Consider the following 12,742-nt stretch of genomic DNA (forward strand, 5'->3'; position numbering starts at 1 on the left):
GACACGGAGCGCCTGCTACACCGCGTTGATGCTATCGGGAGCAAGCCCCCTCCCACGTTGACCCAATACCTACCGGACTACCTCACAGGGCTTGAGCATGCCGCAACCGTTCATCTTCCGCACCATCGACCTGGATGGCCAGACCATCCGCACGGCGGTGCGCCCGGGCAAGCCTCACTTGACGCCGCTGCTGATCTTCAACGGCATCGGCGCCAACCTTGAGTTGGTGTTTCCGTTCGTCCAGGCCCTGGACCCGGACCTGGAGGTGATTGCATTCGATGTGCCAGGCGTCGGCGGCTCATCTACCCCCAAGCGGCCCTATCGTTTTCCCGGCCTGGCCAAGCTCACCGCGCGCATGCTCGACTATCTCGACTACGGCCAGGTCAACGCCGTAGGCGTGTCCTGGGGTGGTGCGCTGGCGCAACAGTTTGCCTACGACTACCCGGAGCGCTGCAAGAAACTGATCCTGGCAGCCACGGCGGCTGGCGCAGTGATGGTGCCGGGTAAGCCCAAGGTTTTGTGGCTGATGGCAAGCCCACGCCGCTACATCCAACCGTCCCATGTGGTGCGTATCGCGCCGATGATTTATGGCGGTTCTTTCCGCCGCGACTCGAACCTCGCCGCCGAACATGCGAGCAAGGTGCGATCTGCCGGCAAACTCGGTTACTACTGGCAGTTGTTCGCCGGGCTGGGCTGGACCAGCATCCATTGGCTGCACAAGATCCGCCAGCCCACCCTGGTGCTGGCGGGGGACGACGACCCGCTGATCCCCTTGATCAATATGCGCATGCTGGCTTGGCGCATCCCAAATGCGCAATTGCACATCATCGATGACGGCCACCTGTTCTTGATCACCCGGGCCGAAGCCGTGGCGCCGATCATCATGAAGTTCTTGGAAGAGGAGCGAATGCGTGCAGTGATTCATCCACGCCCGGCGGTGTAAGGACGCAACGCCGCGCAACTTGCCAGGAACCGACTATGGTTCTGAATTGGCGTGCCTGTTTGATGGCTAGACGAAGGAGTGTTGGCTCATGCGAGAAAGACCCGTGACGAACCCGGCGCCTACCCCTGCTGCGTTCATCAATGCGCAAAATGCGATCACCGGCCTCAGGGGCAGGGACTTGCTCTCGACCTTGCGCAGCGTCGCCGCTCACAGCTTGCGCAACCCGGTGCACACCGCCCGGCATGCCTGGGCCTTGAGCGGCCAGTTGGGTCGGGTGCTGTTGGGCGAGACCGTGCACGAGCCCAACCCCCATGACAGCCGCTTCAGCGATCCCACCTGGAAGCTCAACCCGCTCTACCGTCGAAGTCTGCAAGCCTATTTGAGCTGGCAGAAGCAGACACGTCACTGGATCGACGACAGCGCCCTGAGCGCCGATGACCGGGCCCGCGCACACTTCGCCTTCTCCCTGCTCAACGATGCCGTCTCCCCCTCCAACACCCTGCTCAACCCGCTGGCCGTCAAAGAGTTGCTCAACTCCGGCGGCAACAGCGTGGTGCGCGGTGTGGCCAATTTGTTCGAAGACCTGCTGCACAACAACGGTTTGCCACGCCAAGTGAGCAAGCACGCGTTCGAAGTTGGCAAGACGGTTGCCACCACCCCTGGCTCGGTGGTGTTTCGCAATGAGCTGCTGGAGCTGATCCAGTACAAGCCCATGAGCGAAAAACAGTACGCCAAGCCACTGCTGATCGTGCCGCCGCAGATCAACAAGTACTACATTTTCGACTTGAGCCCGGCCAACAGCTTTGTGCAGTACGCGCTCAAAAACGGACTGCAGACCTTTATGGTCAGCTGGCGCAACCCGGATGTGCGCCACCGCGAGTGGGGCCTGTCCACCTACGTTGCGGCGCTGGAGGAAGCGCTTAACGTATGCCGGGCAATCACCGGCGCCCGAGAAGTCAACCTGATGGGTGCCTGCGCCGGCGGCCTGACCATCGCCGCCTTGCAAGGCCACTTGCAGGCCAAGCGTCAGCTACGCCGCATCTCCAGCGCCAGCTACCTGGTGAGCCTGCTGGACAGCCAGATCGACAGCCCCGCCACCCTGTTCGCCGACGAGCAAACCCTGGAAGCCGCCAAACGCCGCTCCTATCAAGAGGGAGTGCTGGATGGGCGCGACATGGCCAAGGTCTTCGCCTGGATGCGCCCCAATGACCTGATCTGGAATTACTGGATCAACAACTACCTGTTGGGCAAGGAACCGCCGGCCTTCGACATCCTGTACTGGAACAACGACAACACGCGCCTGCCCGCCGCGCTGCATGGCGACCTGCTGGACTTCTTCAAGCACAACCCGCTGAGCCATCCCGGCGGCCTGGAGGTGTGCGGCACGCCCATTGACTTGCAAAAGGTCACCGTGGACAGCTTCAGCGTGGCCGGCATCAACGACCACATTACGCCATGGGACGCGGTGTATCGCTCCACACAACTGCTGGGCGGCGAGCGGCGCTTCGTGCTGTCCAACAGCGGGCATATCCAGAGCATCCTCAACCCTCCGGGCAACCCCAAGGCCAACTACGTCGAGAACCAGAAACTGAGCAGCGACCCACGCGCCTGGTACTACGACGCCAACCATGTCGAGGGCAGTTGGTGGCCGCAATGGCTGGAGTGGATCCAGCAGCGCTCGGGCGTGCAACGCGAAACCCTCACGGCTCTGGGCAACCAGAATTACCCACCGATGGAAGCGGCGCCGGGCACCTATGTGCGAGTGCGCTGAGCTCAACGATCACATTAAGAAGACTGGATGAAGACCCGCGACCGTATCCTTGAATGCGCCCTGCAGTTGTTCAACCAAAAGGGCGAGCCGAATGTATCAACCATGGAGGTGGCCAATGAAATGGGGATCAGTCCCGGCAACCTCTACTACCACTTCCATGGCAAGGAGCCGCTGATCATTGGGCTTTTTGAGCGTTTTCAAGGTGAGCTGGCGCCGTTGCTTGATCCGCCCGCAGACGCACAATTGAAGGCTGAGGATTACTGGCTGTTCCTGCACCTGATTGTCGAGCGAATGGCCCACTACCGGTTTCTGTTCCAGGACTTGTCCAACTTGGCCGGACGCCTACCGAAGCTTGCCAAAGGCATTCGCAACCTGCTTACAGCGCTCAAACGTACCCTGGCATCATTGCTGGCGCGATTGAAGGCAGCGGGGCAAGTGGTCAGTGACACGCAGGCACTGGGGCAATTGGTGGAACAGATCACCATGACCTTGCTGTTTTCCCTGGATTACCAGCGGATACTTGATCGCGAAGGCGAGATACGGGTCGTGGTGTACCAGATCATGATGCTGGTAGCGCCGCACCTGCTATTGCCGACACGGCTGACGACGGAGCGGTTGGCGCTGCGTTATTTGGATGAGCCCGTTTGACGGGCCGTCATCCCGGCTCGCCGAACTGGTAACTGAACTTGAAGAGTTCGCTGTCACTGCTAATGCCCAACTTGCGATACGCCGATTGCTTCTGCGTGCTGATGGTACTTGCACTACGCGAAAACTTCGCAGCAATTGAATTTACCGTCATACCATCGAGAAAACACCGCAACACTTCCTGCTCTTTAGGTGTTAGGCAAGCGTTCATTTGCAACGAAGTTGAAGGCTCCACTCTCGATTTCATATTGAGAACATCAAGTATTGATTGCATACCCTGCAGTGCGGGCACCATACACGGCTTCAAGTAAATCCGGCCTTGAGCAACCGTTCGAATTGCCGTCACCAGTTCGGTCAAGTTCTGGGTCTTGCCCAGTACCCCCCAACATCCTGCCTTCAAAGACAATGAAACCGTGGCAGGCGTGTAATGCGAACACACGATCAGTGGCCTGCACTGGCTGAAGCGCCTGCTCAGGGCCTGGATCAGGCTGAGGCCGTCGCTGTCCGATGGCGCCAGGACAAAGTCCATGACCACAACGTTCGGAGGTCGCCGAGTAAGCGCTTCCAGCAGTTCCCCAGCCGTGCCGAAAGAGCCGATCACATCAAGGTCAGGCGCAGCGCTCAAGCCCAGCTCAATTCCCTGCCGAACCATCTCATGGTCATCTAAAAGCATGACGGTGTACGTAGTGGGCATAGAAGTAGGCATACAAAAAACCCGCATAAGTAAATACAACACCGCACCTTTGAATACGCGTGCTGCAATTACGGTATACCCAGTTACAGGCAGGCATCAATACTACGGGGCAATAAGCGCAAGTCCTTCAGCACGCTCCTACAGAAAAACATTAGTCCTACAGAAAAGTCTTAAGCTAAAAAGTTTTCGAATAATTACGAAATAAAACTCAGCACTTTTCTATAGATGAAGTTCGCACTCCCAGACAAATTATGCCTTCCGCCATTCGAGTAGAACTCGAAACACACTTCAGGCGTCACGCCTTAACCTGCGGCGGGCTTCTTTTACAAATTCACGACTGGGATGACCATGAAAATCACCGCTCTTTCCCCTGTTGCGGCAGTACTCGCTTTGACTGCGGCACTGTCACAGCCGGCATTCGCCGCCAACGATGGCGTTATCAATTTCACCGGCCTGGTGACCGATGTGACCTGCACCGTCGAGGGCGCAGCACCTGGCACAGGCGCCGTCGTCAAAGACGTTAACCTGGGTGGCGTCTCTGCCTCTCGCTTGGCGACGGCGGGTAGTCGCGCCAACCTGACGGGTTTCACCATTCGCATTGGCGGGCCTGGCGAAGGCAGTTGCACCAATGGCCGTACCGCCATGGTGGCTTTCGACCCAACCAGCCCGGCCATTGACGTGGCCACCGGCCGCTTGAACATCGACGGCCACGATGATCCTTCCGACACCACCAATGCCAAGAACGTACAGGTAGAAGTAACCAATCGTGATGGCTCCCCGATCAATGTCTACACCGAGAAATCGGAGGGCGTGGTGATCGTCGACAACCAGGCGATTATTCCACTGGCAGCGCAGCTGTATGCCAGCGGTGCCGCCACCGAAGGCACGGTTAAAACCCGCGTCGGCTTCCTGATCGAATACGCCGAGTAAGAGGTGGACACGTCTGTACCCACAGACCTTGTACGCCCAGGACCTGCCATCGCCGCGCAGGTCCACTTCCAGCCTCGAAGAGACTTCAGATGATTAAACGAATGGCTCGCCGCGCCCTCGCCACCTGCGCTTTTGGGCTGATATCGCTGCACGCGCTCAGCACACAGGCGGGCGTGATTGTCCATGGCACGCGCGTGATCTACCCCGCAGAACAACAGGAAGTCGTTGTGCGGCTGGAAAACAAGGGCAGCCGCCCGGCGCTGGTGCAGGCCTGGCTGGATACCGGTGATCGACATTCAACGCCGGCGACTGCGCAGACCCCGTTCACCCTGACGCCGCCATTGTTTCGTATCGAGCCATATCAACAGCATGCCTTGCGCCTGCGCTATTCCGGTGAGCCGCTACCCGAGGATCGCGAAAGTCTGTTCTGGTTGAACGTACTGGAAGTACCACCGCTTTCCGCCGATGCCGCGCAAAACAACCAGATCGAATTGTCGTTCCGTACTCGCCTGCGGGTGTTCCTGCGCCCACAAGGGCTGGCATATCCCATCGCCAGCGCCGCGTCAAAACTGCAATGGAAACTGGTACCCCATGACAATGGCTTCGCCCTGCAAGCCACCAATCCCACGCCGTACCATATTTCAATCGCCTCGGTTGACTTGCTGAGCGAGGGCAAGCGCTTCAGTAAAGCCGCAAACAAAGCGGCCAACGACGGACTGTTACTGCCCGCCGGTGACGTAAAACTGTTTGCGCTGCCGCTGCTGCGTAATCGCCCCCACGACAAGCCCGAAGTCGAATTCACCACCGTCAGCGATTTCGGCGCCCGGGTGCGTCACTCCGCTGGCGTCGCACTGTCGTCCGCAGGATAACCCGTCGTATGAAAGCAACTTCGATTTCGCGCTGCTTAACCAGGTTCGCAGCGGCGCTCGCACTGCTCAGTCCGCCCATGGCGCAGGCGAGTGTCGTGATCAATAGCACACGGATTGTTTATCCGCAGCAGGACAAGGAAGTCACGGTAAGGCTCGAGAGCAAGAATCAGGCGCCCGTCCTGATGCAAGTGTGGCTGGACAAAGGCGACGAGTACTCGACGCCGGATGTGGACGACATACCGTTCGTTGTCACACCGCCGATCTTTCGCATTGAGCCGGGCAAGCAACACGTGGTGCGCCTGGCATACACCGGCGAAACGCTGCCATCGGTACAGGAAAGCCTGTACTGGTTCAACGTGCTGGAAGTGCCTTCTCAGGCCCCGAGCGCTGGGCAGAACAACCAGTTGCAACTCGCCTTCCGCACCCGGATCAAGGTTTTTTTCCGGCCACCCGACCTGCCCTCCGCGGTTGAGGCTGCGCCCGCAAAGCTGCAGTGGCGCAGCGTGACAACCGAGCGCGGCGTGATGCTGGAAGTGTATAACCCGACGCCCTATTACGTGAGCTTCGACAAGATCGAGGTCATCGCGAAGGGGCAGCGCCATGCCCGAGAACCCGCGGCATCGAGCGCCGACAACATGGTTTCGCCCCACGGCCGCAACCACTTCCAACTGACAGGGTTCAAGGCATTACCTGCGAGCGAGACGACCGTCGAATTCCAGACCCTCGACGACTTCGGTCTCACGATTTCGCACAGCGCCAAGGTGTCGTCATGACCGCCACGCCATAGCGACGCCAGGGCCTGCTCAGCGTCTCTTCAGTCCGCCCCTTCGGCCTTCTTGAGAATCAAACATGTCCGTTCAGTGCCCGTCCGTCGGGGCAGGGACGCGCTTTGCCGCAATTCGGACAACACCTATTCCTGTGGACGGTATCCATGCGTTCGAAAAAACCCGCCAGGACCAAAAACTGGCCCCTGTGTCCTCATCGATTGACGTTGATAACCCGTAGCCTCTTGTTGCTTGGAGGTGCCCACGCCGCAGGTGCACAGGGTGCCGAGCAGGTGATATTCAACCCGGCCTTTTTCCCCGACGGGGCGAACGGCTTGCAGATCGATCTTGCAAAGTTCAGTCAAGGCAACGTCGTCCTGCCCGGCACCTACCGCTCGGACGTTTACCTCAATGGCCAGTGGAGCGGACGCGAGTCCCTGACATTCAGCGCCATGGAAGGGCAAGACACGGCTCAACTGTGCCTGGAGCGGGAGGCGCTCATGAGGGTCGGTGTCGACATGGACGCCATCGAACAGGACGCCGCCGAGTCGGCATTGTCCAGCTGTGCCGATATCTCCAGCTACCTGCCCGGCGCCAGCAGCCGGTTCGACGCGGGTGAAAACCGCCTGGACCTGCAGATTCCACAGATCTACCTGGCGCGCAAGGCCCGTGGTTATGTCGACCCCAACCATTGGGACGGCGGTATCGACGCCGCCTTCGTGCGCTACAACGCCAACACCTTCCTGACCCAGGCCAACGGCAGGTCGGTCAGCTCCAATTACCTGGGTCTGAACACCGGGCTCAACCTGGGTGCATGGCACTGGCGTCACAACGGCAGTTACAGCCAGTCGACGGTGGGCTCCGGCTACCAGAGCAGCAGCACCTACGTGCAGCGTGAAGTGAGCGCACTGCAGTCTCAATTGATGGTGGGCGAAATCTACACGCCGGGTGAGCTGTTCGACAGCGTACGTCTGCGCGGCGCCAGCCTGTTCAGCGATGATCGGATGCTACCGGACTCCCAGACCGGTTTTGCACCGGTGGTGCGCGGCGTTGCCGAGACCAATGCACGGGTCACCGTGCGCCAGCGCGGCGTGCTGCTGGACGAGGTGACGGTCGCGCCCGGTCCTTTTGTGCTCAACGATTTATTCCCCACCGGATACGGCGGCGACCTGACCGTTACCATCACCGAGGCGGACGGCCGCAAGCGGGAGTTCATTGTGCCCTTCGCCGCCAACGCCAACCTGTTGCGCCCCGGTTATAGCCGCTACGCGCTGAGCATCGGCCAGCTTGATGAAATCGGCCTTCGGCACCCGCCCAACGTCATGCAAGCGACCTACCAGCACGGTCTCAGCAATGTGCTGACCGGCTACACCGGGACGATAGTGGGCCAGGATTACAACTCCCAGCTACTGGGCGCTGCGTTCAACACTCCAGTGGGCGCGCTGTCCGTTGACGTGACCCACTCGAATGCCGACCTGGCCGGGCATAGCTCGCGGGAAGGGCAAAGCCTGCAGTTGCGCTACAGCAAGAACTTCGCCTCCACCGGCACTCACTTCGCACTCGGTGCCTACCGTTACTCCACCGAAGGCTTCCTCAGCCTGGGCGACGCGGCACGGGTTCGCGACCTTGCCATCGACGGACTCAACCTGGAAAACGTATCGCGCCTGCGCGACAGGATGGACATCAGCCTTAACCAGAACCTGGGCAACGGTTCGGTCTACCTCACCGGCTCCTCGCAAAACTATTGGAATCGCACAAGCGGCAACCTGACCTTAACCGCCGGGTACAGCGGGGCCTGGAAGGGCCTTCATTACACAGTCAGCGCACAACGCACCCGGGACTTGCTCAGTGACCGTGTCGACAAGCAAGTGGACCTGACCTTGAGCCTGCCACTGGGCAGCGGCGCACGGTCCCCGACCCTGACCACCACGGCCTATCGCGGCGACCACAGCAGTGGGGAACGTGTGACCGTCGGCGGCAACCTGGGCGAACGCAACGAACTCAGCTACGGGCTGGCTGCCAGTCGGACTCACGGCAGCGGTAACAGCACGAGCGCCGACGTGAAATACCAGGCCAGTCACGGCGTGCTGTCGGCCGGTTATGGCCAGAGCAGCGACTACCGCGCCACTTCATTCGGCATGACCGGTGGCATCGTCGCCCACGCGGGCGGCGTGACCTTTGCCCCGGAACTGGGCGACACCATTGGCATCGTCCAGGCACCTGACGCACAGGGTGCACGGATCAACGGTAACCACAGCGCGCAGGTCGGCAAGAGCGGTTATGCCGTGGTGCCAAACCTCACTCCTTACCGCCAGAACGTGGTGGAGCTGGACCCCAAAGACCTTTCCGTAGACGTGGAACTCAAGACCGCCGCCCAGAACGTCGCTCCCCGTGCCGGTTCGGTGGTGAAGCTGGAGTTCGAGACGGTCAGCGGCCAGGCCTTGCTGATCACGGCAGTGCGCGAAGATGGCAGCCCATTACCGTTCGGTGCCGATGTCTTCGATGAAGACGGCGCCAGCGTAGGGGTGGTCGGGCAAGGCGGTAAGGCATTTGTTCGCGTGTCTCGTACCCACGGGGAGTTGACGGTCAAGTGGGGAAAAGCAGCATCGGCGGCGTGCCACCTTCGCTACGAACTGCCAGCAGATATGTCCAGCAGGGAGACTTCACGCTTGACGCAATTGGGCGCCGGCACGTGTGAAACGATCGCGGACCTCGTCGTGCAGCCACCCGCCAATGTACTCGCCCACTCCCTCTCATCGCGGAGTTGAAGATGAAGCACTCAGTTAAATTGATGTCCACACTACTGTTGTTCAGCCTGCCAATCGTGGCTCATGCGGCATGTGACAGGTACATGAACAGCACACTCACCCTTAACCTCCCTGCCACTATCACCGTTCCGGACAGCCTCCCTCTGGGCGGGGAAATCATCAGTCGTGCATTCAGTGGCACAGCACCCGCTTTTTTCGCCAACTGTTACTCCCTGTTTACAGCGGTCACGGGACGATACCAGACACTAGATCCGACGTACTCACCCATCTATCGCACCGAAGTAGCGGGGGTAGGGGTGCGCCTGCGCATCACGGATGCCAGGAGAATCACCAATTTCTATGCACTGCATAATCAGCAAGGAACAGCCCACCCATCCATCGTGAGCCCCAGCTTCACAGCTGCAGAGCTGAAGTTCTACAAAATCGGGCCTGTAACAGACGGGCTGGTGCCAGCCGGAAACATTTGGGTAGAAAGAAGAGATAGACGTCCAGAAATGTTTACCCTGCGGCTCGGCAATGCGGTGCGTTTTATAAGACCCGCCGCCACCTGCGACCTCGCGACCGGCGACGTCAACCGCACGATCGCGCTCGACCCCATCAAAGTGAGCACACTTCAAAACGCGACCTACACCGGCGAACGTAATTTCGAGCTCACCGCCACCTGCACCAACGCATCCAATGTGACCTTTCGGTTTTCCGGCACACCCGCGCCCGGCAACGACCGACTGTTCGCCAATACAGGCACTGCGCGTGGCGTGGCGGTGTGGCTGTATTCACGCCTCAACGGAGGTGTCCAGAACATCATCCCCAATGGGGCCGACGGTGCTCGCACGGTGACGGTTTCCGGCAACCGAGCAGTCCTGCCGCTCGGCGCTGCGTACCACAAAAACGGCACGATCAGCCAAGGCACGCTCGACAGCACGGCCATCGTCAACATCACTTATAACTAAAACCCTGAGGACTATGAAATGAGCATTCGAGCCCTACCCTTGCTGCTGGCGATCTCCGCCAGCCTGGCCGCGAACGCGGTTCAGGCTGCGACCACCGGCACGTTGCGCTTCACCGGCCAGGTCAACGCCGGCACCTGCAACCTGGCCGCTGGCGATGTGACACGCACCATCACCCTGCCAGCCATCAAAGTGTCTGACTTTGATTTATCTGAAGAAACGGGCACAGCGGAGTTCGAGATCACCGCCGAGTGTGAGTCGGACATTAAAAATGTGTTCTTTCTGTTCGCGGGCACTCCGTCCACCGGCAACGGCGTACTTTTCGCCAACACGGGAACCTCAGGCGGAACGGCACTCTCGCTGTCCCACCGAAACGTCGCGTACATCCCCGCCAACGGCACTGTCGCCCAGCGCACGCGACAGATCGCCACAAGTGGCGGAAAAGCGCTGCTACCGATGAATGCGTCGTACCGCAAAACAGGAGCCGCCATTTCAGCAGGCACCCTGGAAAGTGCTGTCACCGTTTCCATCACTTACAACTGATGAAGGCGTAAACACACGCAAAAAAAACCCGACCTTCTCAGGCCGGGCATTTTTATGAGTCCCGGAAAAATCAGGACTGACTGGATGGCGTCGGGGTAACCGGCGTTGCAGTCGGGCTCACGGCAGCTGGCGTCGGTGCTGCAACCGAGTTGGCTGATGAAGCGGTTGGCGTCGTCGCGGTAGCAGGTTTGGCCGCAACGGCTGGCTTGGTCGCTGCTGGTTTTTTGGCAGCGGCGGGCTTCTTCGCCGCAGCAGGTTTGGCCGCTGGTTTTGCCGCAACAGGCTTGGCTGCGGGTTTGGCCGCAGCGGTTTTAGCCGCTGGCTTGGTCGCAGGTTTGGCAGCGGCCTTGGCGGCCGGTTTGGCGGCTGCTTTCGCTGCTGGCTTGGCAGCGGCTTTGGCGGCCACTGATTTAGCGGCTGGTTTAGCGGCGGCGGTTTTGGCGGCAGGTTTGGCAGCCGTTTTTGCGGTAGCTTTTGCCGGCGCCTTGGCAGCAGGTTTGGCGGCGGCTTTCACCAGCGGCTTGGCAGCGCTTTTCGCGGCCGGTTTGGCCGCAGCGGTTTTAGCCGCTGGCTTGGCAGCCGGTTTCGCGGCTGCGGTTTTCACCGGAGCTACTTTGGCGCCGGTGAGTTTCTCGATCTGCCGGGTCAGGGTATCGACCTTGGTGTGCAGTGCCTTGACTTCAGTACGGCTCGGCACGCCCAGTCGCGAAATCGCCTTGTTAAGACGTGTATCCAGCGCCCCTTCAAGTTCACTCCAGGTACCCAGCACCTGCTTCTTCGCATCACTGATGCGCGAACCGGCAGTCGCCTTAGCGGCATTAACTTGTTTGCCAACGGTGCTCTTGGTCAACTTCTCGGCCTTCTCGCCGTCTTTAACCAGGGTCTCGAAGAGTTTGCTGCCGTCACTGTCGATCTTCGAGTACACACCTAAACCAGCGAGCCAGATTTTGCGGGAATATTCTTCAACTTTCCCGACCCACGAGCTGCCTTCTTTCTGAGTAGTCTTTTTAACAGCCATCCCGATGTCTCCTTAGTGTTTACGCGCGACACGTTCGAGCAATGCCGTCAGCTCTTCGAGCTTAGCAGAGAGTGTCTCCACGTCATGTTTAGACGCAATGCCGATTCGATTCAAGGCACTTGCAACACGAGTGTCAAAAGCTTTTTCAACTTTATCCAGCTGAACTTCTACCAGACCTTTGACAGCGGAGACATTGCTCTTTACTTGGTCAATCTGACTGTTGGCGGCATCAAGTTGTTCAACTGCAACTTTTTTACCTTTACTTTCAACATGTTGACCGCTCTTTACGAGCTCTTTGAAGTACTCGCTGCCCTCGCTACCGACCTTGGCATAAGCACCGAGTCCTGCAAGCCAGATCTTGCGGGCGTAGGTTTTAACGTCAGTCAGGGCGCCGGTCTGTACGTCGATTTTTTTCTTCAAGATAACTTTGGCCATGGTGCACCTCACGCAGAATAGGGTGGAGGAACGGCCCGCAGGAGTTGAGGGCTTGGGCACAAAGTAGGAGGAAAAATTAGAATCGGCACCCTAAGAACAATCGATCAGACCAATGCTTTATCCAAGGCTTTCTCGATTTCAGACTTGATCGTGCCACTCATGGCCGACATCAACAGCCCCAACTCCACATCAATACGCAGCGAATCATCCGCCACTAATACTGTTCCTTTAACCCCGGAGCGCTTGAGGTTCAAGGTATCGCCGGACCACGACGGCTCAAGCCCATATTGCTCCTTGAGTTTGTGCGCCAACTTCTCGGCCTTTGCCCGTGCGCCTTCTTTACCCAGGGAATGTGCACGCTCAACGGTTATACGGGCCATTGCAATGACTCCTCTTTATAGGGATTTGAATACCT

The 12,742-nt window shown here is 59.2% G+C and carries 13 protein-coding genes; 9 read left to right on the forward strand and 4 right to left on the reverse strand.

Annotation, left to right across the window (positions count from 1 at the left end; translation table 11 throughout):
- Nucleotides 1-97: 97 nt before the first annotated feature.
- From phaZ to G9Q84_RS17725, 3 genes are all read left to right on the forward strand, one after another.
- Nucleotides 98-943, forward strand: a complete 846-nt coding sequence (phaZ, locus tag G9Q84_RS17715; RefSeq protein ID WP_032890243.1) for a poly(3-hydroxyalkanoate) depolymerase — start codon at nucleotides 98-100, stop codon at nucleotides 941-943.
- A gap of 88 nt (nucleotides 944-1,031) precedes the next feature.
- Entirely contained in the window at nucleotides 1,032-2,714 is a 1,683-nt protein-coding gene (phaC, locus tag G9Q84_RS17720; RefSeq protein WP_032890241.1) for a class II poly(R)-hydroxyalkanoic acid synthase, read from the forward strand.
- 27 nt (nucleotides 2,715-2,741) lie between these two features.
- On the forward strand, nucleotides 2,742-3,362 hold the full coding sequence (locus G9Q84_RS17725; protein ID WP_032890239.1) for a TetR/AcrR family transcriptional regulator: 621 nt from the start codon (nucleotides 2,742-2,744) through the stop codon (nucleotides 3,360-3,362).
- Between the two features lie 7 nt (nucleotides 3,363-3,369).
- Here the strand turns inward: G9Q84_RS17725 and G9Q84_RS17730 are convergent, their stop codons facing one another.
- Nucleotides 3,370-4,065, reverse strand: coding sequence for a response regulator transcription factor (locus tag G9Q84_RS17730; RefSeq protein WP_032890237.1), 696 nt, complete (start codon nucleotides 4,063-4,065; stop codon nucleotides 3,370-3,372).
- Nucleotides 4,066-4,401: 336 nt separating this feature from the next.
- Between G9Q84_RS17730 and G9Q84_RS17735 the strand changes: the two genes are divergently transcribed.
- From G9Q84_RS17735 to G9Q84_RS17760, 6 genes are all read left to right on the forward strand, one after another.
- Nucleotides 4,402-4,983: a fimbrial protein gene (locus G9Q84_RS17735; protein WP_032890638.1), complete on the forward strand. Its 582-nt coding sequence runs from the start codon at nucleotides 4,402-4,404 to the stop codon at nucleotides 4,981-4,983.
- Nucleotides 4,984-5,084: 101 nt separating this feature from the next.
- Nucleotides 5,085-5,852 (forward strand): fimbrial biogenesis chaperone, encoded by a 768-nt coding sequence (locus G9Q84_RS17740; RefSeq protein ID WP_401380827.1) that lies wholly within the window; start codon nucleotides 5,085-5,087, stop codon nucleotides 5,850-5,852.
- A gap of 8 nt (nucleotides 5,853-5,860) precedes the next feature.
- Nucleotides 5,861-6,625 carry a fimbrial biogenesis chaperone gene (locus tag G9Q84_RS17745; protein ID WP_179179634.1) on the forward strand — a complete coding sequence of 255 codons (765 nt, stop codon included), beginning with the start codon at nucleotides 5,861-5,863 and terminating at the stop codon, nucleotides 6,623-6,625.
- A 158-nt stretch (nucleotides 6,626-6,783) separates the two neighbouring features.
- On the forward strand, nucleotides 6,784-9,384 hold the full coding sequence (locus G9Q84_RS17750; protein WP_181643792.1) for a fimbria/pilus outer membrane usher protein: 2,601 nt from the start codon (nucleotides 6,784-6,786) through the stop codon (nucleotides 9,382-9,384).
- A 2-nt stretch (nucleotides 9,385-9,386) separates the two neighbouring features.
- Nucleotides 9,387-10,334, forward strand: coding sequence for a fimbrial protein (locus G9Q84_RS17755; RefSeq protein WP_181643793.1), 948 nt, complete (start codon nucleotides 9,387-9,389; stop codon nucleotides 10,332-10,334).
- Nucleotides 10,335-10,352: 18 nt separating this feature from the next.
- On the forward strand, nucleotides 10,353-10,874 hold the full coding sequence (locus G9Q84_RS17760; protein WP_032890229.1) for a fimbrial protein: 522 nt from the start codon (nucleotides 10,353-10,355) through the stop codon (nucleotides 10,872-10,874).
- A 70-nt stretch (nucleotides 10,875-10,944) separates the two neighbouring features.
- On the opposite strand, the gene G9Q84_RS17765 is transcribed toward G9Q84_RS17760, so the two are convergent.
- The 3 genes from G9Q84_RS17765 to G9Q84_RS17775 form a co-directional block, all read right to left on the reverse strand.
- Nucleotides 10,945-11,892, reverse strand: a complete 948-nt coding sequence (locus tag G9Q84_RS17765; protein ID WP_181643794.1) for a phasin family protein — start codon at nucleotides 11,890-11,892, stop codon at nucleotides 10,945-10,947.
- Nucleotides 11,893-11,904: 12 nt separating this feature from the next.
- Entirely contained in the window at nucleotides 11,905-12,327 is a 423-nt protein-coding gene (locus G9Q84_RS17770; protein WP_032890224.1) for a phasin family protein, read from the reverse strand.
- Between the two features lie 104 nt (nucleotides 12,328-12,431).
- Nucleotides 12,432-12,707 (reverse strand): polyhydroxyalkanoic acid system family protein, encoded by a 276-nt coding sequence (locus G9Q84_RS17775; protein ID WP_181643795.1) that lies wholly within the window; start codon nucleotides 12,705-12,707, stop codon nucleotides 12,432-12,434.
- Between the last annotated feature and the right edge of the window lie 35 nt (nucleotides 12,708-12,742).

It is taken from the genome of Pseudomonas sivasensis, from assembly GCF_013778505.1.
Taxonomy (GTDB): domain Bacteria; phylum Pseudomonadota; class Gammaproteobacteria; order Pseudomonadales; family Pseudomonadaceae; genus Aquipseudomonas; species Aquipseudomonas sivasensis.